Below are 24,424 nucleotides of genomic sequence, written 5' to 3'. Positions count from 1 at the left end.
CGGCCTTGAACGCGGGATCGTTCTTGGCCTTCTCCCATTCCCGCTCCAGGTCGAGGATCAGCGGCATCAGCGTCTCGGCGACAAAACGCCCGCCGTAGATGCCGAACATCCCCTGTTCGTCAGGGCCCGTACGGAAGGAATTGGGTTGAAACTGTGCGGTCATCGGAGGGTCCGTTTGTTGTCCGCTGATTGTCGTCCGCCGGGGAGGGAACAAGTCAAGTCGCGGCAAGCCGATCGAAGTTGAAAAAAGTATTTCAATTACAATGTGTTGTGTGAGCGTATCCGAAGGATCGGTTGGCTGCTTGTGCCCCTTGCGCGGATAGACAAGCGTCGGCGCCGCACCTATTCTCGTACGGGATGACGCCAGACCTGACCGACATTTCCAGCCGCCTTGCATGCGCTCCCGGCATACGGTCCGGTTCCGCGGATGGTGCCGTTGCGGCCCTGTCGACCAGTTACCGGCCGCACCGGCTGCATCTGTCGAACGAAGCATCGGCGCTCGACTTCCGCCACCACGCCATCGACTGCGAGGAGGCCTCCGTCAATTTCCTGCGCTATGGGCCGGAACTGACGGTCGACGCCGGTTCCTTCGACACGTTCTACATGCTGGAATTCCCGGTGAGCGGTGGCGTCGACCTCGCCTATGGCGATAAGCGGCTGGGCTCGCAGGTGGGCACCGGACTGCTTTTGTCGCCGGGTGCCTATATCCGCTCGACCTGGCGTGCCGACACTTCGCAGGTGATGTTGCGTCTCAAGCGGACTTTTGTCGAGCGCGCCTGGCAGAACTACACCGGCGATGCCGAGCGCCGCACGCCGGTGTTTCGCGCCGAGATCGATCTCGGCTCGATGGCCGGCAGGCGCATCATGAGCCTGATCGGGTTGATCGTGACGGAACGGCTGGATGAAGGCCCGTCGGCTTCGTCGTGCATGCCGCTTGTCAATGCGGTTCTCCAGACGGTTTTCGAGCACGCGCCGGCGCTGTCTGCCCCGCGGGTCGAGAGCACGCTGGCGGGAGCCGTGCCGCATTATGTCAGCGGTTTTCGCAAGCTGTTGGACAATCCGGCCAATCTGCAGCTGGCCATAGCCGACCTCGCCGCCCTGCTGCGCGTCACGCCAAGGACACTGACCGCTGGCATGCGCCGGTTCACCGGCCTGTCGCCGCATGAATATCTGACCGGCCAGCGCATGAAACATGCCCGCGTCCTGCTGAGCCAGGGCGACATGTCGATCACCGAGGCCGCCAGGACGGTCGGTTATGCCAATGCGGGCCGGTTTGCCGCCTGCTTTCGCGCCCACAGCGGCATGAACCCATCGCGCCTCATGGATACCAGGACCGATGCCAGCGGCCACTTTGAATGACCGTTGGTGCGCGCGCCGGTTGACTGTGTTCTTGGGGCGCCGCGCCCGTTGACAGGACATTTTCGGAAAGGCCTGTCCGTTTTCGGAAGTCCGTTTTCGTTTCCCGCGCAAACAGTTTGACAAAAGCCGGCCGGAAGCCTGCTCCTGACGCGATGTCGGGAGGGGCAGAGTGAGCGCCATGCTGGTCATCGATGTCGGCACGTCGGCGTTGAAGGCCGTCCTGTTCGGGCCGGACGGGTCGATCCTTGCCTCGGCTGTCGAGCCGATCGCCACCCGGCACGGCATGAGTGGCGAGCATGAGCAGGATGCGGAAAGCTGGTGGCGGGCACTGGGCAAGGTGGCCCGGATGCTTCCGGGCGCGGGCGCCGTGGCATCGGTGGCGTTTTCCGGCTCGATGCAGAACCTGATCGCGCTGCATGCCGATGGTCACCCCGCGGCACCGGCGGTGCTCTATTCCGATCAGCGCCTGGACGCCGACGAGGTGTCCGGCCTGACGGCGAAACTGCCGGCGGACTATGGCCGCCGGACGGGCAACAGGCCGGATGGCGCACACACGATCCTCAGGCTGATGGCGCGGCAGCGCTACGATTTGCCCGGCAACGATGTGTTCTGGATATTTGGCGCCAAGGATGCGCTGACCTTCAGGCTGACCGGCAGGCGCGTCATCGACCCGACCGTCGCCTCCACCACCGGGCTGATGGATTTTTCGAGCCGGCAATGGGACCGCGAGCTCCTTGGCCTCGCTGGCGTCGGCGAGGCGTCCCTGCCGGTGATCGAACCGGCAAACGGCATTGTCGGCCTGGTCACTGCCGGTGCGGCCGCCGAGACTGGCCTCCCCGCCGGCATCCCCGTGTTCAATGGGGCGGGCGACGCCGCTGCCGCCACCTGGGGCGCGATGGCCGACGAACCGGGCACTGCCTACTGCTATCTCGGCACCACCGGCTGGGTGGCGGCGACCGTCCGCAGCGCCGACCACGTCCTGCCGCGCGACATCTACACGCTGGCCGATCCCGTGCGAGCCGATTGCGCCATCATCATCTCGCCTTTCCTGACCGCGGGTGCCGCCATGGACTGGCTCTCAGCCACCACCGGCCAGACCATCGAACGGCTCTGCAAGCGCGCGGCGAGCCACGACGAAGCGCCGGGCAAGCCGCTGTTCCTGCCCTATCTCGGCGGCGAGCGCGCGCCGTTCCAGGATCGCGACGTGCGCGGCGCGTTCCTCGGCCTCGAACAGATCAGCGACGCCGGCGCGCTGGCGCTGGCCGTCATGGAAGGTATTGCCTTCGCCGTCCGGCATAATCTGGATGCGGCGGAGCTTCCGCGCTCGCTGCTGACAGCCATCGGCGGCGGCGTCCGGCATCCGTTGCAGCAGCAGATCCTCGCCGACGTGCTTGACCGCGACATCCGCATTCCGGCCGACAGCGAGGCGACGACCGCCGCCGGCATCATGCGGATGGTGGCGGGCAGGGCAGGGATCACGATGGACGCCGTTGCGCGGGACACCATCGTGAAACCGCGGCCGCAACGCGTTCAACGTCACGCCAGGCGCTACCATGCCTATCTTTCCGCCTCGTCCATGGCACGGACGCTGGCGGCCGGACTGGAGTGACAGGCTTGAGCATGATCCCGAAAAGTGGGAACCGGTTTTCGGAAAAGATCGCGCTGGAACAAGGTATGCGCGATCGGCGCAACCCAGGGGAGGAAGGACATGAAAAGAACATTCGCGGCACTCTTGGCATTGGCCCTGAGCAGCACGGCGGCACTCGCGGAAGACATTGCGGTGCTGACGCCTTATCTGAGCTCGGTGACCACCAATGAGATGATCGAGACCTACAAGAGCGAAGCCGTGCCGAAGGGCTGGAGCATCAACGTCGTCGACACGCGCGGCGACTTCCAGCAGCTGGCGAGCCGGGTGGAAGACGTCACCAATGCCGGCGTGAAAGCCATCGTGCTGGTCAGCGTCGATCCCAACCAGATCGTCGATCAGGTCGAGGCCGCGTCGGCCAAGGGCATCCCGGTCATTGTACTCGACGGCGCCGTCGCCAAGGGCGTGACCGTCAACATCACCACGGACAACTTCGCGCTCGGCACCATCCTGTCGGACTATCTGTTCAAGGCGATGGGCGACAAGGGCAACATCGTCAAGTTCTTCCATTCCGCCCATCCGGGTGTCCGGCAGCGCGAACTGGCGCTCGACAAGGCGCTTGCCGCGCATCCCGGCATCAAGGTGATTGCCGAGCACTACGTCCAGGTTCCGGGCCCGATCGACAATGCGCGCCAGGCTATGGAAACATTCCTGCGCCAGCATGGCAGCCAGATCAACGGCGTCTGGGCGGCATGGGACGAGCCGGCCATCGGCGCGCTGCTGGCGATCCAGAGCGATGCAGCCGATTCCAAGGTGCTGATCGCCGGCATCGACGGCAACCCGCAAGCGCTCGACCTGATCAAGCAGTGTACGAACCTGGTGGCGACCGTTCGCCAGGATTTCCCGGCCATCGCGAAAACCGCGGTGTCCGAAACGGCTGCGGCACTCGAGGGCAGGAAACCGGAAAAGCCGGAGATCCTCGTCGAGGCCAAGGTGGTGGACCGCGCAAGCCTCGGTGTCACCTGCAACTGACGGAAAGAGACGGTTGGAGGGGCGAGTTGCCATCAGTGAGATGCCGTGACGGGAGATAGGGCGATGCTGGAGGTTGCCGGGCTGGCAAAGCGCTTCGGCGGCGTTCGCGCCCTTGACGGCGTCGCGCTCAGCGTCGCCGCCGGGCGGGTGCATGCGCTGCTTGGCGAAAACGGGGCCGGCAAGTCGACCCTGCTCAAATGCCTCTCCGGCGTGCACCAGCCGGATGGCGGCAGCATGCTGCTGGACGGCCGCGAATTCACGCCATCGACACCGGCGCATTCCGAAAAGGCCGGCCTGCGCTTCGTGCATCAGGAACTGAACCTGGTGCCGCATTTCACCGCCTATGAGAATGCCTGGGTCGGCCGCCGTTATCCGCGGCGCGGCGGACTGGTCGACTGGCGCGTCATGCGGGCCCGGTTCTCGCAGACCTGCGAGCGCTACGGCCTCGACATCGACATCGACCAGCCGGTCGGGCGCATGTCGATCGGCAGGCAGCAGATCGTCGAGATCCTGCGGGCGTTGATGGACGAGGCGCGCATCCTGGTGCTCGACGAGCCGACCGCGGCACTGAGCGAAAAGGAGGCGGCGGTGCTTCACCGCATCGTTCGCCAGCTCGCCCTGCATGGCTGCGCGGTGATTTTCGTATCGCACCGGCTCGAGGAGGTGATGGCGATCGCCGACGACTACACGGTGCTGGTCAACGGGGCGACGGCCGGTTCGGGACGGATCGCCGACACCGATCGCGACCGGCTGGTCGCGCTGATGGCGGGCGGCGCGTTTGACGCCCGGCCCGCCGCGCCAGCGACAACCGCAGGCCCGACGGTGCTGGCGCTGTCGCAGTTTGCTGCGGCTCCCGGACGCCGGCCTGTCGATCTCGACGTCGCCGCGGGCGAGATCGTCGGCATCTACGGCATCGTCGGCAGCGGCCGCTCGAGCCTGCTCAAGTCGATCTGGGGTGCCAATGCGCAGAGCCGGGGCAATATATCCATCGACGGACGCGCGTTGCCGGCAACAGGCACCGCCTCGCGCATCCGGGCCGGGGTCGCCTTCGCGCCGGAAGACCGGCGCTCGGCGGGCCTGGTGATGGATCATTCCATCCTCGACAACACGCTGCTGCCGCGCCTGAAGCTCAACCGGCTGGTGCAGGCCTTGCCGTTCCTGTCCTGGCGTTCGGCGCGCCGCGATGTCGGCCGGCTTCTGGCGCAGCGCGGCGTCAAATACGGCACCATCAACGACCGCATGTCGACGCTGTCGGGCGGCAACCAGCAGAAGGCGCTGATCGGGCGCTGGGTCCGTCCGACCTGTCGCCTCTATCTGCTCGACGAGCCGACGCGCGGCGTCGACGTGCGCTCGAAAGCCGAAATCCATGCGCTGTGCCACAGCCTCGCCGGGCAAGGTGCTGCGGTCGTCTTCGCCACCTCCGACATCGAGGAGCTGGTCACTTTGGCCGGGCGGGTGCTGGTGATGGCCGGCGGCACGATCACGCTCGACAGCCCGAACCGCGACCTCAGCCGTCGAGCCATCGTCGAGGCCGCGGTGCAATCGTCGCGGGCAATCGAGGGGAACCAGCCATGACCTTGATCTCGCGCTTCGGCACGCTGCTTGGCCTGGTGGCCATCATCGCCCTGTTCTCGATCCTGTCGCCGACGGGCTTCGCGCAACCTTCCAACCTGATCAACATCACGCAGCAGATGGCGCTGCTCGCCATCGTCGCACTCGGGGTCGTCTTCGTCATGGCGGTGTCCGAATTCGATCTGTCGATCGGCGCCGTCGTCTCGATGGCCGGCATCACCAGCGTCTACCTGTTCGGGCAGGGCTGGGGCATCGCGCCCACGATCGCGGTCACGCTTGCCGCCGGCTTCGCGGTCGGCTGCGTCAACGGCCTTGTCGTTTCAGCCTGGCGGGTGCCGAGCTTCATCATGACCCTGGCCATGGGCACCATCATCGGCGGCTTCACCTTCTGGCTCAGCGCCGGTGCCACGCTGTTCGGCAACATCCCGCCCGCATTCCGCGATCTTGGCCGCGGCTATCTCGCCGGCATTCCGGTGCCGACGCTGTGGGCGCTGGCTGCGGTGCTGTTCGTGACGCTGATGCTGGACTGGACCGAGCTCGGGCGGCGCATGCTGGCGCTCGGCGGCAACCGCGAAGCCGCGCGCCTCACCGGCGTTCCCGTCGTGCCGACCACCATCAAGGCCTTTGGCCTGTGCTCCGCCATGGCGGCAGCGGCCGGGCTTCTGCTGACGGCGAAACTCGGCAGCGCGCACCCCACCGGCGGCAACGGCTTCCTGCTGCAGGCCTATGCCGCCGTCTATCTCGGCATCACTGCGTTTCGCGACGGCCAGCCAAGTGCCGCCGGCACGCTGCTCGGCACCGCGATCATCGCCGTCGTCGCCAACGGGCTGACCATCCTCGGCATTCCCAATTACATGCAGGATGTGCTGACCGGCCTCATCATCATCGCGTCGGTGCTGGTGCGCAACGTCGGGAGCCGGGGGTGATGACCGCTCAGGACCCGGCCCATGTGCGCATCGCCCGTGCGCTTGCTGCGGAATTCGGCAACAGCCTTTGGCAGGCCAATGAACCGCTGCCCTCAGAGACAGAACTCGCCCGCTATTTCAAGGTGACGCGCCGCACCTTGCGCAAGGCGCTGTCGATCGTCGAGGCCGAGGGGCTGATCACCAAGAACCAGGGCCGCAATTCCCTCTATCGCGGCCGCTCCATCGCACTGTCGCACGACACCATCGTCGACCTGCCGACAGCGGCTCGCGAGGCTGGTTTCCGATTGACGACGAAGCTGTTGCGTCTGGGCGAGGCGCATGCCGGCCTCGCCGAGGCCCGGGCGCTTTCCGTCAAGCTCGGCGAGACCGTCGGCGAGATCTGCCGGCTCAGGCTGCTCGACGGTCGGCCGGTCGTGCAGCAGCGTTCCGTCATTCCGGAAAACCTTCTCGCCGGGATACGGCCGACCGACCTGGAGCGCAGCTCGCTCTACCGCGAACTGCAGCGACTGCATGGCATCGATGGGCTCGTCATCGGCCGCGAGCAATTCGTCCAGTCGTCCGCGACGGTTGAGGAGGCGGGCTTTACCGGCATCGAGCCGGGCCATCCAGTCGTGCGCGTGCTCCGGCTCGTGCTGGCCGACGGCAGGCCTGTCGAATATTCGAACTCGATCCTGCTTGGAGAGTATTTCCGGTTCTGAGCGGCACTTCCGGCAAGCCTTCGCATCGGATGCGCTCGGATCGGATGCCCTCAGATGAGATGGTTGCGTTCCATCATTTCCTTGGCGCGCCGGGCCGCGCCCGAGGCATCGTTATCGCGGCAGCGCCGTGTTGCCGTTGTTGGCGGGATCACGATTGACGGGCTCTCGGCGGCCGGCTCTTCCTTCGGCAAGCCCCGAAGGTCGCGGCCAAACCGGAACAGGGCGTCTCTGCTTGTAGCGTAGAACGAAGGCATCATTGGCTCCCGTCATCCGGAGGTTCCGCCCCGGAAAAACATGCGCTCCCTGTGCTCCGCTGTCCATGTCTAATTTGAATATTTTCCTCGAGCCTTGTATTTGCTGCAAAATCGTTCTAAGTATTTCAAATCGATCTTGCCTGTTGAGCTTGTTTTGGCGTTCTGACGCCTGACCGATCTTCCTCTCAATTTCGAAAACTACGGCGCCTGGCATGATGTCGGGCGGCGAATTTCTGTGTCAATTGAAAGGAAATTCTGATGGCCTCCGGAACAGTAAAGTTCTTCAATGCCACCAAGGGCTTCGGGTTTATCGCGCCGGACGACGGTTCCAACGATGTCTTCGTCCACGTGTCGGCAGTGGAACGCGCCGGTATGCGCGGTCTCGCCGAAGGACAGAAGGTGAATTTCGACGTCGTTGCCGATCGCAAGACCGGCAAAAGCGCTGCTGATAACCTGCAGGCGATCTGAGACAGGTCGTTTCTGGCTGCTGACCACGGATGTACTGGCATCGGCCATGGAGATGACTTTTGGAGAAGGTCGGGTTCGCCCGGCCTTTTTTCATTTTTTCATTCCCGGAGACTGAAATGGACAAATCCATTCCCAACGATGTGTTCAAGCCGAAGCCGACCCGGACGGAGTCAAAGGACGACACCACGTCGAAAGCGGCAAAGGCGATCATCAACGACGAATTGGCCCAGCGCCGGGCCAAGACCGAACGGCTGCGGCAGGCACGGCTTGCCCAGGAAGCCGTGGCTGCCGTTGAGAGCAAGCCCGCAAAACCAAAGCCACGCGCCAGGAAAGCCGGCAAAGCGTAGGTCTGGCTCAAGGGCCGACGCGGCAGATCCGTCCGCCGCAGGCACAGTGGAAGCTGCGAATGCCGGTTGACGGCTTCGGAGCTGTCAGCAGCTGTCCGTGATCATCAGGATCGGGCATGGCGTCGCGGCCACCGCACATCTTTGACCAATCGCAATAACCGGTTAAGGTCACTTCGGGTCGCGGGGTTCTACGAGCTGTCATTCAACAGTCTGGGCGGCACCATGATCATGTTCACCTCTCTCCTGCTGGCTCTGTTAGGCCTCCTGCTCGGTGCCGGCGGCATCTGGCTTGTCACCCTCGGCGGCAGTCCCGCCTATCTCGCCATCGGCATCATCGTCCTCGTGGTGGCGCTGCTGCTTTACAGGCGCAGTGCCCTGGCGCTCTGGGTCTATGCGCTGCTGGTGATCGCCGCGCTCGGCTGGGCGATCTGGGAAGTCGGTTTCGACTGGTGGCAGCTCAGTCCGCGCGGCGGGTTGATCATCCTGATCGGGCTCTGGCTGCTGACCCCATGGGTGCGCCGCTCGCTGCGTTCGGCCGATGGCACCGTGCCAGGCGCCTGGCCCCTGGCCATTCCGGTGCTGGCGGCCATCGTCGTTGCGGGCTATTCGATGACCACCGACCCGCACGATGTCGCCGGCGAGCTTCCGAAGGAGGGCGCTGCCGTCGCTTCGCTCGGCAATCTCGTGCCGCCCGGCGACTGGCATCAATATGGCCGCACGCAGTTCGGCCAGCGCTATTCGCCGCTCGACCAGATCAACGTCGCCAATGTCGCCAGCCTGAAGGAAGCCTGGCGCTATCAGACCGGCGACGTGAAGCTGCCCGACGACATCGGCGAAACCACCTACCAGGTCACGCCGCTGAAGGTCGGCGATACGCTTTATCTCTGCACGCCCCACAATCTGGCCATCGCGCTCGATGCCGAAAGCGGCAAGGAGAAATGGCGGTTCGATGCCAAGCCGGGCCTCAATCCCGACCGCCAGCACCAGACCTGCCGGGGCGTCACCTATTGGGTGGACACACGCGTCGCCGCCGGCGAGCCCTGTGCCGCGCGCGTCTACCTGCCGACCTCGGACGCCAGGCTGATCGCGCTCGATGCGGCCAGCGGCAAGGTCTGCGAGAGCTTTGCCGACAAGGGTGCGCTGCATCTGGAAGCCGGCATGAAATACAATCCGGCCGGCTATTATTATTCGACCTCGCCGCCGGTCGCCGTCGACGACAAGCTGATCATCGGCGGCGCGGTCAACGACAACTATTCCACGCAGGAACAGTCCGGCGTCATCCGCGCTTTCGACATCCGCACCGGCACGCTGCTGTGGAACTGGGATTCCGGCAATCCCGACGACACCAGGCCGATCGCCGAAGGCGCCACCTACACCACCAATTCGCCGAACAGCTGGTCGGTGTTCAGCGTCGACGAGCGGCTGGGGCTGGTCTACATCCCGCTCGGCAATCAGGTGCCGGATCAGCTCGGCATGGGCCGCAGCGAGCATGTCGAGCGTTTCTCGTCCTCGATCGTGGCGCTGGATATCCTCACCGGCAAGCTGCGCTGGGTGCGCCAGACCGTGCATCACGACCTCTGGGACATGGACGTTCCGGCGCAGCCGGTGCTGTTCGACCTGACCAAGGCGGATGGCACCATCGTGCCGGCGCTGGTCGGGCCGACCAAGCAGGGCGACATCTACGTGCTCGACCGGCGCACCGGCGAGCCGATCATCCCGGTGCGCGAGATTCCGGCGCCCGGCGGCGCCATCCCGGAGGACTTCTCCGCGCCGACGCAGCCGATCTCCGACCTGACCTTCTCGCCGCCGCCGCTGCAGGAGAAGGACATGTGGGGCGTCTCGCTGTTCGACCAGATGATGTGCCGCATCAACTTCCACCGCCTGAACTATGAGGGCCGCTACACGCCGCCCTCGCTCAAGGGCACCATCGTCTATCCCGGCAATTTCGGCGTCTTCAACTGGGGCAGCGTCGCCGTCGATCCCGAACGGCAGATCATGTTCGGCATGCCGACCTATCTCGCCTTCACCTCGCGTCTGGTGCCCCGCGCCGATGTCCCGCCGAAGGGCAGCAACGAGAAGGGCAGCGAGCAGGGTCTGAACCGCAACGAAGGCGCCCCATACGGCGTCTATATGGGTCCGTTCCTCGGCCCGCTCGGCATTCCCTGTCAGGCGCCGCCCTGGGGTTATGTCGCCGGCGTCGACCTGAAGTCGGGCAAGATCGCCTACAGGCACAAGAACGGCACGGTCACCGACATGACGCCGCTGCCTCTGCCGTTCAAGCTGGGCGTTCCCGGTATCGGCGGGCCGATGCTGACGCGCGGCGGCGTGGCGTTCCTGGGCGCCGCGGTGGACGACTATCTGCGCGCCTATGACGTCACCACCGGCCGGCAGCTCTGGCAGGCAAGGCTGCCGGCCGGCGGCCAGGCCACGCCGATGACCTTCGCCACCGCCAGCGGCAAGCAGTATGTGGTGATGGTTGCCGGCGGCCACGGCTCGGTCGGCACCAAGCCCGGCGACTACGTCATCGCCTATACGTTGCCGTAGGCGGGTCTCCCGACAGGGCCCGCCCGCTTCGCCGGGGCGGGCCTTCGGAGGTGGCCGGGGCGGATTCGCGGGCAACAACGCGAAATAAATGCGCGCCAGTCGACACAGCATTTTCTAACTCGTTGATAACACAGGAATAGTCCTGTCTTCATACGTGACCGCTTGTGTCCACTTGTGGACAGACGGCCGCCGGAAACGGGCGCATGGTTCCGTCATCGGCGGTAGTTGATCAGGGCATCGCCGACTGTAAGCGCCTCATGCGCTTCCGCCCCAAATGAAGGGAGGAAGCCATGCCGGTTCCTCATCATCCCAGTGGTATCGCCTATCCCGACGACCTGAAATTCCTCAAGGAAATCTACGACACCGTCTGCTTCGAGCGCGGTTTCCATTGCGGCAGTCCTGCCGCCACCGACCTTGCGCGGGCGACGATGGACCTGTTCGCGCAAGGGGTGATCGAGGAAGCCGAGATCCGGGAATGTCTCGACGTCTATCTCGGGCGCAAATCGACAGCCGGCGAATTGCTGCGAACCGAGGCGCAATCATGAGCCCGTTCACGCCGCTGACATTCCGCACCGCACGCGGCTATGAGCTCAACATTGCAAGGCTGAACGACGTGGTCAAAGCCATCTCGATGGCCTGGCCGGACAAGGAGTGCGAACTCTACCGCAATGCCGCTCATCTGGCGGAGAAAGCCAGGCAGGGCTGGTGTACGCCGCGGGCGGCTTTTGATGCCTTCGTCATTGCGGCGCGGGCGCAGGGCTGCATCGTCGAGTGCCGGCAATTGCGGGAGCGCGTTGCCCGGGAACTCTCCGCCATCGAGCCGGAGAATTTCAATCCCCTGGAGGGCCTGCCGCCAACGCACCCCTAAGCGCTCGCCGGCCGCACGTACCGACCCGGTAAGGAGTGTGGACATACCGGGCCGGCGCTCGCGCTCTGGTGGTCGGAGGGACTGACCACCAGTCTTGTTGAAACTGGCCAGCCCGGCTGCCGTTCCAAAAAGAAGCGCTGCCCGCAAGGGAGCAGGGCAGCGCGAGCTGGGAACACTCCGATGAAGTCTTCGGCAACCCGCCTCCGGTGCCGATCGGTTCATGCCAGGGTCCATTTCGCCGGGCCGACGGCAGTGCCCCGCCGACCAGGACGTTCAATGTTTCTCCGCCTCGTCCTGTCCGTTCGGGTAGACCCCTTTCAGCACATTGTCGAAGTGGCGGGTGACGGCGGCATTGCACTCGCAGGCGATCGAGCGGAGCTTGCCCTTCTTGTGCACGACGACGTGGCCGCGCTTCGTCTCGATGATGCCCTCGCCGCGCAGGTCGTGGAAGACGCGGGCAAGGTAGCTGCGCCCCACCCCCAGCATGGCTGCAAGGTGCTCCTGCGTCAGCGTCAGGTCATGCCTGCCGGTCCGGTCCATGGCGGCGAGCAGCCATTTGGCGGTGCGTTGTTCGATCGAGTGGGCGGCATTGCAGGCCACCGACTGGAAGATCTGCGCCAGCAGGCAGTCGGCATAACGCGTCAGCAGGTGGCGCAGGTTCGGCGACCGGCTTTTCGCCTGTTCGAGATCCTGCACGTCGATCCGCCAGAAGGACGCGCCGACCTGAACCACGGCGCGGGCGTAGGCAGGCAGTTTCCCTTGGCTGACGATGCCGCCGACGGCACCTTCGCGCCCGACCAGCACCGTTTCGATGCCGCGGCCGTCGCGGAGCACGACGAGATAGGAGATCAGGCTCGGGCCGCGCGGGAAGTAGGCATGGCGAACCGTGTCGCCCGGCTCCTGGATCAGCGTTCCCGATTGTGCCGACCAGTCCTCCAGGTGCGGCTGCAGCAGGGCCCAGTCATCCGGCCGCAAGGCGCGCAGCAGGTTGTTGTCCACCGTGTCGAGCGATCCGTGCATGGCAATCGCGTCCTCTCTGCCTGGCTCATTCCATAGCCAACGCGAAAGGCGGGGAAATGTTCATCGGTATTCGGAGCGCCGTCTCGTTCGTTGGGCTGGCAGATTTCACTGCGCCCGGTCGGCGCAGTCAAGGAGAACGGGCTGGCCGGCCTCGAAGGCAATATTCGCAAGCACTGCGGCATCGGCAAGGATCGCGTCAGACAAGATGCGGGCAGTTTGTCCGGTCGTCCGCACCGAGCTTTCGCGGCAGAATATAACCCGGTCCCATCGATACGGTTTTATTCTGTCGAGCGCGATTCGACTTCGTGGAACCTTCTTCGGAGTTGCGCGTTAGCGATGATCTTTTGGCGTTGTTGCGTATTTCAGTTTCGCAGATGACAGGCAGCAGGACTGCCAGGGTGGTCAGCGATGTGGAAGCCACGCCAGGCCCGGCAAGGGCATCATTCCGGAACCGTGGATCGTTATCCCGGCTGCAATGTCGCGGCGGGGATACTTGTGTTGATCGGGGCGACTTTACTCCCCGCTACCACCGGTGCGCATGACGCGCCTGCCGGCTGGAGCTACGACATCGAGTGCTGTTCCGGGCTCGACTGCTACCAGGCCCCGGCCTCCGACGTGAAGGAAACCCGGGACGGCTACCTGCTCTCGACAGGAGAACTCATCCCCTACAGCGATCGTCGCGTCCGGCCTTCCCGCGACGAGTTCTTCCACGAATGCAAGCCGGGCGGCCAGACCGCCTCGCCACGCTCGCTCTGCCTTTATGTGCCGAACCGCGGTTTGTAGGGCAACTTATCCGGAGACCTCCGCCCTGGGCCGGCGAAAGATCAGGCCGCCGCCCTGGCGGGCGAATGCCAGTGCCAGTTCCGCTAGGCCAAATGCGAGGATGGCGGCAACGAACCATGGCAGGCCGGCGTGGACGATCAGCCAGGCGCCGAGTGTCGGGAAGCCGAAGATGCCGACGAAATAGGCGATGACGAACCAGGTCAGCGCGGCGTTCCTGTGTTCCACCGGCGCGTCGTTGACGGCTTGCGTCTGGATCAGCGAATAGACCAGGCCATATCCGACCCCCAGCAGGATCGCGCTGGCGATCTGGACGGCAACGCCGTAGCCGAGCCCGAAGACGACCGCGATGCCCACGCACATCGTTATGAGCAGGATGATGGAGGCTCTGTCGCCGTTGGCTCGGTTGACGATCGGCGCCAGGGTGAAGCGGGTGGCCACGACGGTCAGGGCGTAGGCGGCGAAATAGGTGCTGGCCGCCAGCCCCGTGCCCTCGACCAGCGATGTCTGGAAGGTCAGCACGCCGCTGAACACGCAGGCACCCAGCCCCACCATGACGATCGGGTAGAGCGCTTTTGTGCGTGCGATCGACGGCAGCGCCGCCACCCAGTTTCCACGGCTGGCGACGGCGGCGGCCTGCCGGTCGTAGGACGCGATGATCTCGAAGATCACCAGCATCAGCGCGGCCAGCGCCGTCGATGCGGCGACGACCTCGAACGCCTGCGCCGTCGTCAGGCCGAGATGGTCGATCAGCCCCGTCGCGACGATGGGGCTCAGTCCGATGCCACCCATCTGGAACGCGCCATAGCGCGTGAACCAGAAGCCGCGGTCGCTGTCGGTGACGCGGACGGAAAGCGACATCGGCCCGGCCAGGAAAAACGTTCCCCAGCCGAGGCCGATGAAGAACCCGGCCACAACGATCGTGGGAGCGACGGCCGAGATCCATGCGAGGCCGACATAGCCGGCGGCGACCAGCGCCGCACCCACGGCCGCCATGCGCGCCGCGCCGAGCCGGTTCGCGAACCAGCCGACGAGCGGCACGCCGACCAGCGTGCCGACCATCGCCCCGCTCAGCGTTATGCCCGTCTCGATCTCGCTGCCGCCAAGAGCGCGGAAATGCATCGTCAGCAGGAATGTCGCGCCATAGCCGACCGAAGTGAGAAGCGTCGCGATGAACAGCAGATAGGCGTGGGAAGACCGCATGATGGCCGGAACCTCTTGAAAAAAGCGGTCCTAGCATTTGCCAGGTTTCGCAGTTTTCACAGGTCCACTTCGCGCACCCATATCGGACCGCTCTGGAGGAGGGAGGCGAAGCAAGCTTGGCGCCTCTCTCTCCCGCCTTTCTCCCCCACGAGGGAGGAGATAAAGGCGCTCCCTCAAGCCACCGCCCGGATCGCCTCGATCCTGTCCAGCCCGCCCACCGTCCCGGCGAAGCTTTCCCAGACGCCCCTGGCGCCCTTTTCCCATGCGGCGCGGTCCTGCGGCTGCGCGACATGGCCGCCTTTCTCGGCGGCCTTGGCCACCGACACCCCCTCGTCCTCGACGATGAGCTGGTTGAAATAGGCCGCTCCTTCGCTGGCGGCGGCCTGGAACACGGCCTTCTGCTCGTCGTTGAGGCCGTTCCAGAAGCCGGCGGAGAAATAGACGACGCCCGATGCCCAGATATGGCCGGTCTCGGTCAGGTACGGCACCACTTCGTAGAGCTTGAAGCCGGCATAGGCGGATTTGGTCAGGTCCATGGCGTCGGCGACGCCGGTGGCCAGCGCATTGTAGGTCTCGGTGATCGGAATGCCGATCGGCGTCGCGCCGAAGGCGCTCCACAGTTTGGTGTGCAGCGGGCTCTGGATGACGCGGATGCGCTTGCCCTGCAGCTGCTCCGGCCGCACGGTCTCTTCCTTGGTCAGCAGGTGGCGCGCGCCGTAATTGATGTAGTCGAGCGCGACGAAGTCCTGGGCCAGCAGCTTCTGCTTGAGGTCCTTGCCGACATCGCCGTCGACGACCTTGCGCACATGGGCGGCGTCGCGGAACAGGAACGGCAGGTCGAGGATCTGCAGTTCCGGCACCCAGCTGGTCAGCCACGACACCGTCGACTGGCTGGCCTGGATGGAACCCAGCCTTATGCCCTCTGCGACTTCCTTTTCGCCGCCCAGCGCGCCGTCCTTGACGATGTTGAAATGGAACTGCCCCGGCAGCTTCGCCTCGACGAGGTCGCGGATCTTGAACCAGATCCTGGTCTCCGGCTTGTCGTCGCCGAACAGCGAGGCGACGGTCAGCTTCGTCGCGGCCTGCGCCCGGCCGATGATGGCCGGTGCGAACAGCGCGCCGCCGGCAATGGCGCCGGTGGCCTGCAGGAAACTGCGTCGGCTAATGAACTTGCTCATGAGGGATCATCCGTTGCTCGAGAATGGGTCAGAAGAAGAGGGCCCAGGCGCTCAGGATCGCCAGGGAAACGAGAAGGGCTGCCAGGTAAGGCAGGATGGCGCGGAACAGCGTCGGCGCCGGGATGCGGGTGACGCCGGAGACGACATAGACCAGCATGCCGACCGGCGGCGTCAGCCCTCCGATCATCAGGTTGACGACCAGGATGACGCCGAAATGGATCGGGTCGATGCCGGCGGCAACGGCGATCGGCAGGAAGATCGGCGAAAACAAAAGGATCGCCGCGCCGATGTCGAGCACCAGCCCGACCACCAGCAGGATCAGGTTGATGGCGACCAGCACGCCGAGCGCGCCGGCGCCAAGGCTGGTGGCAACGCTGGAGACCAGCCCGGAAATGTCGTCGACGGCGAGCAGGAAGGCGAAGGGCGCTGCGCTGCCGATCAAGAGGCCGATCGCCGACGCCTCGACCGCTGCCTGCCGCATGGCCTCGTAAAGAGAAGCGGCGCGCAGGCGGGCAAAGACGCCGAGCAGCAGCGCGTAGAGGGCGGCCAATGCCGCCGCCTCCGTGGTGGTGACGACGCCGAAGCGGATGCCGACCACCACCAGCACGCCGAGGCCGAAGGCCGGGATGGCGCCGATGGCGGAACGCCAGCGCTCGGTCGCGTCGGCGCGCGGTTGCGTGGTGTTCTCGCGCACGGTCAGGTGGATAGCGACAGCCAGGCAGACGGCCATGACGCCGCCGGCGAAGAAGCCGCCGACCAGAAGCGCGCCGACCGAAAGGTTGGTGGCGGCGGCCAGGATCAGGAAGGCGATCGAGGGCGGGATGACGTTGTCCAGCACCGAGGTCGCGGCAATGATCGCGCCCGCCTGTGCCGGCGGATAGCCGCGCTTGACCAGTTCCGGCTGGAAGGTGGCGGCGCCGAAGGCGGCATTGGCCACCGACGAGCCAGAGGCGCCGGAAAACAGCACGCTGGTCAGCAGCGCGGTCTGGCCGAGGCCGGCGCGGCGGTGGCCGACAAGGGCGGCGGCGAAGCGTACGATCTGCCCGGCAACGCCGGAGATGGTCAGGAAGCCGCCGGCCAGCAGGAAGAACGGGATCGCCAGCAGCAGGAACTTCGACAGGCCGGTGACGGTGGAGGAGACGATCGCCGCTTCCGGCAGGGTCGAGCCGAACAGGATCGCAATGTAGGAAGCAGCCAGGAAGGCATGCGGCAACGGCGCCGCCACGACAAGGCCGATGCCGGCGATGATGCCGAGCACGAGGCTCGGCGGCCAGGCGACATCGAAGGAAAGCCGTGTCGCGGCGAGATAAACCGCGATGCCGATCACGGTGGAGAGGATGAACTGGCCGCTTCGCCCTTCAGCCACCCGGTTGAGCAGCAGCGCCAACAGAACCAGTCCGCCGCCCGCTCCAAGGAAACCGAAGCGGATCCATTCCGGCAGGCCGAGCGAAGGCGAGATGCCGCCCAGCCTGGCGGCGATGGTGGCGCCGCCGAACAGCAGCACCAGCCCGGTCAGCACCGAAAAGACGTCGGCGGCGATGTCGGCCGTCTGCTGGCCCGCTGCCGGCATCCGCCGCACGAAGATGTCGAGCCGCATCGCCAGCGCGCTGTTGATGGCCAGCGGCGCGCCGGCCGCGATCAGCGCGACATGCAGCCAGATGCCGGCATCTTCCGCGCCGAGCAGGCCGGTGGAGAAGACATAGCGCAGCAGCACGGTGGCAAGCACCACAACCAGTAGCACGGCGAGCAGCAGCGCGCAGATCGCACCCAGTCCTTGTTCCAGCCAGCGCAACAGACGCGCCGCCTGTCGTGCGGCGCCGGAGGCGGGGGCCGGTGCCGTAAGATCCAACGTGCTCATGGGGTTAGCCCGCAGACGCTTTGGAAAGGTCACGATCGAACAGCGTCGACCAGGTGAAGTTCTTGGCGGTGGAGACCTCGCGTTTGACGTCGAGGCGCGGCAGCACGCTTTCGCCGAAACGATAGGCTTCCTCCAGCAGCGGCATGCCCGACAGGATGAAGGTGTCGACGCCGGCTGCCTTGTACGCCTCCAGCGTGCGGATCACCGTGTCGGGCGAACCGACGATCGCCGTGCCCGGTCCCGGCCGCACCAGGCCGATGCCGGCCCACAGGTTGGGCGCGACTTCGAGTTCGCGCAGGTCGTCCGGCTTGACGCCGCCATGCATGGCGCTCATGCGCCGCTGCCCGACCGAGTCGGAATTCGAGACGAAGCGCTGGTTGGCGGCGATCGCCCTTTCATCCATGCGGGCATAGAGGTCGCTGGCCGCTTCCCAGGCCTTGCTGTCGGTCTCGCGCACGATGACATAGAGGCGGATGCCGTAGTCCAGCGTGCGTCCATGGCTCGCCGCCTTGGCCTTGACCGCATCGACCTTGGCCTTGATCTGCTCCGGCGTCTCGCCCCAGGACAGATAGGTGTCGACATGCTTGGCCGAGACCTCGAGCGCCTTGTCGGACGAGCCGCCGAACCACAGCGGCGGCGGCGCGATGCTTTCGCCGACCGGCAGCGCCAGCTTTGCGCCGACCGTGTTGAAATATCTGCCCTGGAAGTCGACCGTCTCGCCCTTGAACAGTCTGTGCCAGATGGTGAGATATTCGTCCGCCATGTCGTAGCGTTCGTCATGCGGCATGGTCATGCCGTAGGCGCCGAGCATCTTGGCGTCGCCCGACACGATGTTGACCAGCAGGCGGCCCTTGGAGAATTCCTGGAAGGTCGCCGCCATCTTGGCCAGCAGCGTTGGCGCGATCAGCCCGGGATGGATGGCGACGAGGAATTTCAGCCGCTCCGTATAGGGCAGCAGCGCGCCCGCCAGCACCCAGACGTCATGCGCGCCGGTGGCGAACAGCGCACCGGTATAGCCGAGATGGTCATAGGCCTGGGCGAGCTGGCGATAATAGCCATAGTCGACCTGGCGCGAGCCCTCCGGCTGCCAGGGATAGGCGCCATCCGGCGCGCACATGTACCAGAGCACGTTCATGCCGGGACCCTTTCATTGCTGGAGCCGAGCTGCACCGGCTGGTCGAGATAGCCGTGCCGGTAGAGCGTATCGGCCTCGTCCTGTTGTTCCTGGAGGATCGCGGCGTTGGCCGCCACGATCGAGAAGTCGCGTGAACGGATCACCCGCTCCCAGGCGCCGGCGTCGCCGTCGCCGATGCGCGCGGCAGCCAGCAGTGCCGCGGCGCGTGCCGGGTCGGCCTCCACCTCGCGTCCGACGCGGGCGAGTTCGGCGGCGATCTCGGCCCCGGCGTCGTTGGCGTTCCTGCGCCCCGCCAGCGTCCAGAACACCGAGCGGTTGGGGATGGTGTCGCCGCAGCGGGCGATCAGCCTGATGTCATCGCGCTCCAGCGCCTTTTCGAGCCGTGGCGCCATGGCGATCCAGGCGTCGACCCGGTCGGAAAGCAGGGCGTCGAGCGAGTCTTCCGGCCTCAGCTCGACCGTCTCGATGTCCGGCAGGCGCAGCCCTTCGCCTTCGATGGCGCGGGCCAGCAGATAGGTGTGGAACGATCCGTCGATCAGGGTGACGCGTTTGCCCTTGAGGTCGCCGATGCTGCGCACGCCGCTGTCCTTGCGCACGAAGATGCCGCCATTGGCCGGGCGCGGAGCCGACGCCGCGAGATAGGAGACGCGAAGCGAATTGGCTTCCGAGACGATCGGCGGCGTCGAGCCGGTGCCGCCGAAATCGATGCGTCCTTCATGCAGCAGCCGGCCGGTGTCGCGGCCTTCGGGATAGAGCACGAATTGCGGGTCGAGCGATGCGAAGGCACCGGGCCAGGAGCGGGCCAGCATCAGGTGCAGGTTGGAAGGGTGAACGCCTATCTTCATAATTTCTATCGTATTTATGGATTGCCATATCAATTTACTTTTTTATGAAATGAATCCGAGCGCGCTCATGCCAATTGCATCGGGCGGAAAGGATTTTTATCGCGCCGATCGCGCCCGCAACGGCATTTCCTTTGCGGGCGCGCAAAGGAGATGGTGCCGTGCTTGAGGCGCAGGCGATGTCATTCTATCTTTTTGTGAAGTATCAACAGGCGGCTGAGCCCTTGACCAAACCGATATCTCCGAAACTCTGTCCCAGCGTCGGCGAGGCGAGCGAGCTGCTGAAGCATCTCGCCAACCCGAACCGGCTGGCGATCCTGTGCTTCCTGATGGAGCAGGAAAGCTCGGTCAGCACGCTGGAAGACGAGCTCGGCATTCGCCAGCCGACACTGTCGCAGCAGCTCGGCGAGCTGAGGGAGGCGGGCCTGATCGAAGGCCGGCGCGAGGGCAAGTCGATCCTCTACCAGGTGACCGACATCCGCGTCGCGCGTCTGATCGGCATGCTGCGCGAGCAGTTTGCCGGACTCGACGACGTTACCAGCCGGCGCGCCATGAATTCCGGCCTTTCGGTCGACGAGATGATGTTCGACTGATGATCGACCTCTACACCTGGATCACGCCCAATGGGCTGAAGATCTCGATCCTGCTCGAGGAGCTTGGGCTGCCTTACCGCGCGCACGCCGTCGACATCACGCGCGGCGAGCAGCACAGGCCTGCCTTCCGCGCGGTCAGCCCGTCGGCCAAGATCCCCGCCATCGTCCTCGAGGACGGCGGCACGCTGATGGAGTCGGGTGCGATCATGATCCACCTTGCCGAGCGCGCCGGGCGCCTGCTGCCGCGGGAGCCGGCTGCCCGGCTCAACGTGCTGGAATGGCTGTTGTGGCAGGTCGGCAATTTCGGCCCGACCCTCGGCCATGCCCACAATTTCCTCACTTACAATCCGGGCAAGGCACCCTACGCCGAGGACATCTTCCGCACCGAGACGCGCCGGCTCTACGCGGCGCTGGAGGCGAGGTTGGAAGGCCGCCACTACGTCGCCGGCGACTATTCGATCGCCGACATCGCCATCTGGCCCTGGGTGTCGCGCTTCGTGCGCCACAGGATAGACCTTGCCGACTTCCCCAACATCCGCCGCTGGTATCTCGAAATCGCTGACCGCCCGGCCGTGATCCGCGGTTACGCGGTGCCGCATGATACCGGAGCGATCCCGCTGCCGTGATCGCGACAACAAGGTTGAATGGAATGCCGGTCATAGTCCCGTTGCCGTTGGGCGCTCTGCTGTTCTTTGTCGTAGCCTGGTTGCTGCGCCGCAGCGATCGGATGGCCGTACAGGCTGCTGCTTCCCGATGAAGTCGCGGTGAAGAGGGCCAATCCCGCGCAGGTCCGGCAAGGTCGTACGCGGGAGTGGCGACGGTTCACGCCACGCCATCGACGGCCATGGTCAGCGCATCCGCCCTGCCTTGTCGAAGCGCGCCTGCTGGGCGGCGGCGAGGATTATGCCTGCCCGCTCGATCCAGGGCCGGGAAAGCCACCCGGCGATCTCGCCCTGGTCGGCTGTCCAGCGGCATTCGATGCGGCCGGTCTTCGGATTAGGGCTCCAGATCGCGATGATCTCGGGACGCGTACGGGACGTCTCCCGACGGGCTTCGTGCGAGGCGTTGTTTTCAATTCTCTCGGCCACGAAATAGTTGCGGTGCTGGGCGAGAGCGCTGCGGGGGAAGGTTGCGATGTTCATGTCTCACTCCTTGACGTGCCGCGCGGGACGTCAGGGCGAGACCGATTGCTCAGACCCGACCCAAAGACCTTTGCGGCATTCGACTACTGTCGCTGGGCATTTCAGGTTTCCTGCTTGATTGTCGGAGGCTTCCGAACGTCAATCGGATATCAAGTGGATCGAAGCATATCCAGCCGAAAAGCGGCGCCTGGAAAAGGCAATGGGATACGATCGATATACCAAAGGATAGTGTCGATGCGGGGCGGCGGAAAAGCCCGCGCCCTGGACCCATCATGAAACAGGTTCGGCGCCGCCTTGCTCCGTCCGCCGCGCGATGAACGCGTCGAGGATCTCGCCGCAGGCGGCCGCCGACCGGGGCGCCTCGAATTCGGCGAGCCTGCGTTTCCAGACGTCGTTGGCGCGTTCGGTCGCGGTGCGCGCGCCGGCCTCGCTCCACGAACCGAAGTTGGAAAGGTCGGCGACCAGCGGCTCGTAGAAGGCGGTGCGGTAGCGCGCCATGGTGTGCTGCGCGGCGAAGAAATGCCCGCCCGGCTGCACTTCGGCGATGGCGTCGAAGCCGATCGCATCCGCATCGCCGGGCACGGCCGTGCACAGTTCGGCAATGGTCTGCAGCGCCTCGATGTCGGTGATCAGCTTCTCGAAGGAAACGGTCAGGCCGCCCTCCAGCCAGCCGGCGGCGTGGATGCACACGGTCGCGCCCGAAAGCACGCTGCCCCACAGCGAGAACTGCGTCTCGTGCGCGGCCTGCACATCGGAGATGTTGGCGGCGCTGCCGCCGCCGGAGCGCCAGGGCAGGCCGAGGAACCGCGCCAGCTGGCCGGCGCCGAGCGTCGCCTTGACATGCTCCGGCGTGCCGAAGGCCGGTGCGCCCGATTTCATGTCGACATTGGACGAGAAGCTGCCATAGACCACCGGCGCGCCAGCCCGGCCGATCTGGGCCAGCGCCAGCCCGGCCAGCGCCTCGGCATGCTGCAGCGTCAGCGCACCGGCGACCGTGATCGGCGCCATCGCGCCGGCGAGGCAGAAGGGCGTGATGATCGACACCTGGCCGGCACGCGCGAAGTCGATGATGCCTTGCGCCATCGGGATGTCGAGCTGGCGCGGCGAGTTGCTGTTGATGACGGTGTAGCAATGCACGTCAGACAGGAAGGCGTCGTCGGAAAGGCCTCGCGCCAGCCGAAGCATCGCGAAACTGTCCTCGACCTGCGGTGTGCCGCGCGCATAGACGAAGGGCAGCTTGTCCGAAAGGGTCAGCTGCACCCGGTTGACCGCATAGTGGCGGAAGCGTGTGTCGATGTCCTGCGCTTCGATGAAAGGCCCCAGCATGTGCAGCACGTCGAAGCCCTGTACGATGCGGACCAAGGCCTCGAAATCGGCGAGGTTGCCGGGGCGTCGGCCGCGTTCGATGTCGGTCACGTTGGGAGCGCCGGAACCGGCAAGCAGGGAGAGCGCGCCGAGTTCCAGCACGAGGTCCCTTGAACGGTCTCCGCCCAGGGCGCGGATCGACCGCGGCGCGGAGGCAAGCGCCGCCGTGACGATGTCGCGGCCGATACGCACCATCTGCGTGTCGTCGTCGACGATAGCGCCGGCACGCCGGTAGAGTTCGCGCGCCTCCGCCAGAAGCACCTTGATGCCGAGTTCTTCCAGCACGCGCAGCGCTGTGTCGTGGATCGCTGCGACCTGGTCGTCGGAGAAGACCGGTTGCGGCAGGAACGGGTTGCGCAGGCTGCGGTAGTCGGGCTTGCGCTGGCTCGCCGCTTCGCCACCCCTGGCGCGGCGCCGCTCGCGGCGGCTTTCCCTGGCGACGTCGTCGAGCATTGCGTTTCCTCCTTGAGCGGCAGAGCAAGGTTGCCGCCTTTTCGGATGAAGCTTGTGCAGGAAAACGAAGGGATTGAGCGGAATCCCGACCATCTTCGCCGATGCCCCGGCACGCAGCGCAGGGCGAAGCGGTAACCTGTCATGCAGGACAATTCATGCCGACATCAGTTGGCGGCCTTTTCGACGGCGCTATCAGCAGTTGGGCAAGGCTCGTCCTGTCTCGAGAGATGGGCCTAGCGGCTCTGGCCGTTGGCTCTGTTGCTGAACCGTGTCTCGCCGATCGCCGCGTTCAGCAGCATGGCCACGCGCCACGGTTTTTCTGCAAGCGTGATGCGTCTCGGGACGGATGGATCGCTGGTCACCTGTTCGACCTGCGCCTTGCCGTCGAACTGACGGATTTCGACGACATTGGCCGGATCCAATTCGACAACGGTGCCGTCCGCTGCTTTCAGCTGCACCCGCGACATTGAGCAAACGTCCTCATTGGAAGCATCTAGGTTAGCTCACCCGCATGCGGCCGGAAAGCAAAGGCGCCGGACGAGATGATGCGAAGATGGAAAAAACATCCTATGATTGGGATGTTTTTGGCATGGGAATCCATACCCCTGCGGAATACGAGCATTGCTGCCCGTCGCTAGAGGATATTGGTGACCATCCGGTCGAGCCGCGTGTCCTTCCGGTAAAACGCTCGCACGGCAAGTGCCGCCACGGCGGCAGTGGCGACGCCGCCAAGGATGTCCGTCACATAATGCGTGCCGACATAAATGCGGGAAACGCAGACCGCCACCGCCGCAACCGCAAACGCCGTCGCACGGCCTCGCAGCCCCTGGAAAAGGAAGGCAAACACGATCGCGAAAGCGGCTGTGGCATGGTCGGATGGAAACGACCAGTCCGCGCTGCGCTCGATGATCAGGTGGCTGACGCCGGCATCATAGGGCCGCATACGATGCACGAAAAGCAGGATGATCTGGTTCAGCCCGAGGCCGATCGCGAAGGACAGACCGGCGGCGACGCAGGCGTGACGTACATGCAGGCGCTCGCCGCGGCTCCACCACCGCATGACAACCGCCAGGATCAGCAGCGGCACACCGTAGTGGGTGATGGTGAGCATGGCCGCGTCCAGCAGGGCATGCGCACCTGCCGGTGCATTGATCCAGCGCGTGACCCGTTCATCCATGGATATGTCCACCGCCTGCCGTAGG

General features: G+C 65.4%; 24 protein-coding genes and 2 pseudogenes. 14 read left to right on the top strand and 12 right to left on the bottom strand.

Features of this window, described 5'->3' with window-relative positions; genetic code table 11:
* Window positions 1-163 (bottom strand): annotated as a pseudogene (locus ACFWYE_RS27830) (tryptophan synthase subunit beta); the annotation flags it as partial.
* A 194-nt stretch (window positions 164-357) separates the two neighbouring features.
* Between ACFWYE_RS27830 and ACFWYE_RS27825 the strand changes: the two are divergent.
* The 6 genes from ACFWYE_RS27825 to ACFWYE_RS27800 all read left to right on the top strand — a co-directional run bounded on the left by ACFWYE_RS27825 (window position 358) and on the right by ACFWYE_RS27800 (window position 7,172).
* Window positions 358-1,359: an AraC family transcriptional regulator gene (locus ACFWYE_RS27825; protein WP_379115339.1), complete on the top strand. Its 1,002-nt coding sequence runs from the start codon at window positions 358-360 to the stop codon at window positions 1,357-1,359.
* Between the two features lie 178 nt (window positions 1,360-1,537).
* Complete coding sequence (locus ACFWYE_RS27820) at window positions 1,538-2,968, top strand: FGGY-family carbohydrate kinase (RefSeq protein ID WP_379115342.1); 1,431 nt, start codon at window positions 1,538-1,540, stop codon at window positions 2,966-2,968.
* Window positions 2,969-3,067: 99 nt separating this feature from the next.
* Window positions 3,068-3,976: a sugar ABC transporter substrate-binding protein gene (locus ACFWYE_RS27815; RefSeq protein WP_379115338.1), complete on the top strand. Its 909-nt coding sequence runs from the start codon at window positions 3,068-3,070 to the stop codon at window positions 3,974-3,976.
* Window positions 3,977-4,039: 63 nt separating this feature from the next.
* The gene (locus tag ACFWYE_RS27810; protein ID WP_379115337.1) at window positions 4,040-5,551 is read left to right on the top strand and encodes a sugar ABC transporter ATP-binding protein; all 1,512 of its coding nucleotides are present in this window, start codon (window positions 4,040-4,042) and stop codon (window positions 5,549-5,551) included.
* The gene (locus tag ACFWYE_RS27805) at window positions 5,548-6,474 is read left to right on the top strand and encodes an ABC transporter permease (RefSeq protein WP_379115336.1); all 927 of its coding nucleotides are present in this window, start codon (window positions 5,548-5,550) and stop codon (window positions 6,472-6,474) included. Before ACFWYE_RS27810 ends, ACFWYE_RS27805 begins: the two co-directional genes overlap by 4 nt.
* Window positions 6,474-7,172: a GntR family transcriptional regulator gene (locus tag ACFWYE_RS27800; RefSeq protein WP_379115335.1), complete on the top strand. Its 699-nt coding sequence runs from the start codon at window positions 6,474-6,476 to the stop codon at window positions 7,170-7,172. The genes ACFWYE_RS27805 and ACFWYE_RS27800 overlap by 1 nt, the downstream gene beginning before the upstream one ends.
* A 50-nt stretch (window positions 7,173-7,222) precedes the next feature.
* Here the strand turns inward: ACFWYE_RS27800 and ACFWYE_RS27795 are convergent, their stop codons facing one another.
* Window positions 7,223-7,426, bottom strand: a complete 204-nt coding sequence (locus ACFWYE_RS27795; protein ID WP_379115334.1) for a hypothetical protein — start codon at window positions 7,424-7,426, stop codon at window positions 7,223-7,225.
* Between the two features lie 258 nt (window positions 7,427-7,684).
* Between ACFWYE_RS27795 and ACFWYE_RS27790 the strand changes: the two genes are divergently transcribed.
* The 5 genes from ACFWYE_RS27790 to ACFWYE_RS27770 all read left to right on the top strand — a co-directional run bounded on the left by ACFWYE_RS27790 (window position 7,685) and on the right by ACFWYE_RS27770 (window position 11,653).
* Window positions 7,685-7,894, top strand: a complete 210-nt coding sequence (locus tag ACFWYE_RS27790) for a cold-shock protein (protein WP_379063654.1) — start codon at window positions 7,685-7,687, stop codon at window positions 7,892-7,894.
* A 116-nt stretch (window positions 7,895-8,010) separates the two neighbouring features.
* Entirely contained in the window at window positions 8,011-8,241 is a 231-nt protein-coding gene (locus ACFWYE_RS27785) for a hypothetical protein (RefSeq protein WP_379115333.1), read from the top strand.
* Window positions 8,242-8,463: 222 nt separating this feature from the next.
* On the top strand, window positions 8,464-10,785 hold the full coding sequence (locus tag ACFWYE_RS27780) for a glucose/quinate/shikimate family membrane-bound PQQ-dependent dehydrogenase (RefSeq protein ID WP_379115331.1): 2,322 nt from the start codon (window positions 8,464-8,466) through the stop codon (window positions 10,783-10,785).
* 290 nt (window positions 10,786-11,075) lie between these two features.
* A complete protein-coding gene (locus ACFWYE_RS27775; protein ID WP_379115330.1) occupies window positions 11,076-11,330 on the top strand; it encodes a hypothetical protein in 255 nt (84 codons plus the stop codon).
* Window positions 11,327-11,653, top strand: coding sequence for a DUF982 domain-containing protein (locus ACFWYE_RS27770; protein WP_379063647.1), 327 nt, complete (start codon window positions 11,327-11,329; stop codon window positions 11,651-11,653). Before ACFWYE_RS27775 ends, ACFWYE_RS27770 begins: the two co-directional genes overlap by 4 nt.
* Window positions 11,654-11,926: 273 nt before the next feature.
* On the opposite strand, the gene ACFWYE_RS27765 is transcribed toward ACFWYE_RS27770, so the two are convergent.
* A complete protein-coding gene (locus tag ACFWYE_RS27765) occupies window positions 11,927-12,673 on the bottom strand; it encodes a Crp/Fnr family transcriptional regulator (protein WP_379063645.1) in 747 nt (248 codons plus the stop codon).
* Window positions 12,674-13,081: 408 nt separating this feature from the next.
* Between ACFWYE_RS27765 and ACFWYE_RS27760 the strand changes: the two genes are divergently transcribed.
* The gene (locus ACFWYE_RS27760) at window positions 13,082-13,456 is read left to right on the top strand and encodes a hypothetical protein (protein ID WP_379115329.1); all 375 of its coding nucleotides are present in this window, start codon (window positions 13,082-13,084) and stop codon (window positions 13,454-13,456) included.
* A gap of 6 nt (window positions 13,457-13,462) precedes the next feature.
* Here the strand turns inward: ACFWYE_RS27760 and ACFWYE_RS27755 are convergent.
* From ACFWYE_RS27755 to ACFWYE_RS27735, 5 genes and pseudogenes are all read right to left on the bottom strand, one after another.
* Window positions 13,463-14,668, bottom strand: a pseudogene (locus ACFWYE_RS27755) (MFS transporter); the annotation flags it as partial.
* Window positions 14,669-14,829: 161 nt separating this feature from the next.
* Window positions 14,830-15,834: a TRAP transporter substrate-binding protein gene (locus ACFWYE_RS27750; RefSeq protein ID WP_379115328.1), complete on the bottom strand. Its 1,005-nt coding sequence runs from the start codon at window positions 15,832-15,834 to the stop codon at window positions 14,830-14,832.
* A 28-nt stretch (window positions 15,835-15,862) separates the two neighbouring features.
* Entirely contained in the window at window positions 15,863-17,692 is a 1,830-nt protein-coding gene (locus ACFWYE_RS27745) for a TRAP transporter large permease subunit (protein ID WP_379115327.1), read from the bottom strand.
* A 4-nt stretch (window positions 17,693-17,696) separates the two neighbouring features.
* Window positions 17,697-18,827, bottom strand: coding sequence for an LLM class flavin-dependent oxidoreductase (locus ACFWYE_RS27740; RefSeq protein WP_379115326.1), 1,131 nt, complete (start codon window positions 18,825-18,827; stop codon window positions 17,697-17,699).
* The gene (locus ACFWYE_RS27735; protein WP_379115325.1) at window positions 18,824-19,672 is read right to left on the bottom strand and encodes an ABC transporter substrate-binding protein; all 849 of its coding nucleotides are present in this window, start codon (window positions 19,670-19,672) and stop codon (window positions 18,824-18,826) included. Before ACFWYE_RS27735 ends, ACFWYE_RS27740 begins: the two co-directional genes overlap by 4 nt.
* A gap of 221 nt (window positions 19,673-19,893) precedes the next feature.
* Here ACFWYE_RS27735 and ACFWYE_RS27730 point away from each other — a divergent pair, with 221 nt between their 5' ends.
* Window positions 19,894-20,262: a metalloregulator ArsR/SmtB family transcription factor gene (locus tag ACFWYE_RS27730; protein ID WP_379063631.1), complete on the top strand. Its 369-nt coding sequence runs from the start codon at window positions 19,894-19,896 to the stop codon at window positions 20,260-20,262.
* Window positions 20,262-20,888: a glutathione S-transferase family protein gene (locus tag ACFWYE_RS27725; RefSeq protein ID WP_379115324.1), complete on the top strand. Its 627-nt coding sequence runs from the start codon at window positions 20,262-20,264 to the stop codon at window positions 20,886-20,888. The genes ACFWYE_RS27730 and ACFWYE_RS27725 overlap by 1 nt, the downstream gene beginning before the upstream one ends.
* 222 nt (window positions 20,889-21,110) lie before the next feature.
* Here the strand turns inward: ACFWYE_RS27725 and ACFWYE_RS27720 are convergent, their stop codons facing one another.
* The 4 genes from ACFWYE_RS27720 to ACFWYE_RS27705 form a co-directional block, all read right to left on the bottom strand.
* Window positions 21,111-21,404 (bottom strand): hypothetical protein, encoded by a 294-nt coding sequence (locus ACFWYE_RS27720; protein WP_379115323.1) that lies wholly within the window; start codon window positions 21,402-21,404, stop codon window positions 21,111-21,113.
* 270 nt (window positions 21,405-21,674) lie between these two features.
* Window positions 21,675-23,222, bottom strand: coding sequence for a trimethylamine methyltransferase family protein (locus tag ACFWYE_RS27715; protein WP_379115322.1), 1,548 nt, complete (start codon window positions 23,220-23,222; stop codon window positions 21,675-21,677).
* Between the two features lie 233 nt (window positions 23,223-23,455).
* A complete protein-coding gene (locus ACFWYE_RS27710; protein WP_379115321.1) occupies window positions 23,456-23,689 on the bottom strand; it encodes a hypothetical protein in 234 nt (77 codons plus the stop codon).
* A 167-nt stretch (window positions 23,690-23,856) separates the two neighbouring features.
* Window positions 23,857-24,399, bottom strand: a complete 543-nt coding sequence (locus tag ACFWYE_RS27705; protein WP_379115320.1) for a phosphatase PAP2 family protein — start codon at window positions 24,397-24,399, stop codon at window positions 23,857-23,859.
* Window positions 24,400-24,424 lie beyond the last annotated feature (25 nt).

Origin of the sequence: Mesorhizobium sp. NPDC059025, assembly GCF_042739655.1 — a bacterium.
In the GTDB taxonomy this organism is placed as follows: domain Bacteria; phylum Pseudomonadota; class Alphaproteobacteria; order Rhizobiales; family Rhizobiaceae; genus Mesorhizobium.
This window is presented reverse-complemented; position numbering and strand designations above follow the sequence as displayed.

Bases quoted from the DNA above. Each gene is read 5' to 3' on its own strand.
- ACFWYE_RS27735 (WP_379115325.1), bottom strand. From the start codon at position 19,672: ATGAAGATAGGCGTTCACCCTTCCAACCTGCACCTGATGCTGGCCCGC.
- ACFWYE_RS27785 (WP_379115333.1), top strand. From the start codon at position 8,011: ATGGACAAATCCATTCCCAACGATGTGTTCAAGCCGAAGCCGACCCGG.
- ACFWYE_RS27820 (WP_379115342.1), top strand. From the start codon at position 1,538: ATGCTGGTCATCGATGTCGGCACGTCGGCGTTGAAGGCCGTCCTGTTC.
- ACFWYE_RS27775 (WP_379115330.1), top strand. From the start codon at position 11,076: ATGCCGGTTCCTCATCATCCCAGTGGTATCGCCTATCCCGACGACCTG.
- ACFWYE_RS27750 (WP_379115328.1), bottom strand. From the start codon at position 15,834: ATGAGCAAGTTCATTAGCCGACGCAGTTTCCTGCAGGCCACCGGCGCC.
- ACFWYE_RS27710 (WP_379115321.1), bottom strand. From the start codon at position 23,689: ATGTCGCGGGTGCAGCTGAAAGCAGCGGACGGCACCGTTGTCGAATTG.
- ACFWYE_RS27770 (WP_379063647.1), top strand. From the start codon at position 11,327: ATGAGCCCGTTCACGCCGCTGACATTCCGCACCGCACGCGGCTATGAG.
- ACFWYE_RS27795 (WP_379115334.1), bottom strand. From the start codon at position 7,426: ATGCCTTCGTTCTACGCTACAAGCAGAGACGCCCTGTTCCGGTTTGGC.
- ACFWYE_RS27815 (WP_379115338.1), top strand. From the start codon at position 3,068: ATGAAAAGAACATTCGCGGCACTCTTGGCATTGGCCCTGAGCAGCACG.
- ACFWYE_RS27780 (WP_379115331.1), top strand. From the start codon at position 8,464: ATGATCATGTTCACCTCTCTCCTGCTGGCTCTGTTAGGCCTCCTGCTC.
- ACFWYE_RS27740 (WP_379115326.1), bottom strand. From the start codon at position 18,827: ATGAACGTGCTCTGGTACATGTGCGCGCCGGATGGCGCCTATCCCTGG.
- ACFWYE_RS27805 (WP_379115336.1), top strand. From the start codon at position 5,548: ATGACCTTGATCTCGCGCTTCGGCACGCTGCTTGGCCTGGTGGCCATC.
- ACFWYE_RS27745 (WP_379115327.1), bottom strand. From the start codon at position 17,692: ATGAGCACGTTGGATCTTACGGCACCGGCCCCCGCCTCCGGCGCCGCA.
- ACFWYE_RS27715 (WP_379115322.1), bottom strand. From the start codon at position 23,222: ATGCTCGACGACGTCGCCAGGGAAAGCCGCCGCGAGCGGCGCCGCGCC.
- ACFWYE_RS27725 (WP_379115324.1), top strand. From the start codon at position 20,262: ATGATCGACCTCTACACCTGGATCACGCCCAATGGGCTGAAGATCTCG.
- ACFWYE_RS27720 (WP_379115323.1), bottom strand. From the start codon at position 21,404: ATGAACATCGCAACCTTCCCCCGCAGCGCTCTCGCCCAGCACCGCAAC.
- ACFWYE_RS27810 (WP_379115337.1), top strand. From the start codon at position 4,040: ATGCTGGAGGTTGCCGGGCTGGCAAAGCGCTTCGGCGGCGTTCGCGCC.
- ACFWYE_RS27825 (WP_379115339.1), top strand. From the start codon at position 358: ATGACGCCAGACCTGACCGACATTTCCAGCCGCCTTGCATGCGCTCCC.
- ACFWYE_RS27765 (WP_379063645.1), bottom strand. From the start codon at position 12,673: ATGCACGGATCGCTCGACACGGTGGACAACAACCTGCTGCGCGCCTTG.
- ACFWYE_RS27760 (WP_379115329.1), top strand. From the start codon at position 13,082: ATGTGGAAGCCACGCCAGGCCCGGCAAGGGCATCATTCCGGAACCGTG.
- ACFWYE_RS27790 (WP_379063654.1), top strand. From the start codon at position 7,685: ATGGCCTCCGGAACAGTAAAGTTCTTCAATGCCACCAAGGGCTTCGGG.
- ACFWYE_RS27800 (WP_379115335.1), top strand. From the start codon at position 6,474: ATGACCGCTCAGGACCCGGCCCATGTGCGCATCGCCCGTGCGCTTGCT.
- ACFWYE_RS27705 (WP_379115320.1), bottom strand. From the start codon at position 24,399: ATGGATGAACGGGTCACGCGCTGGATCAATGCACCGGCAGGTGCGCAT.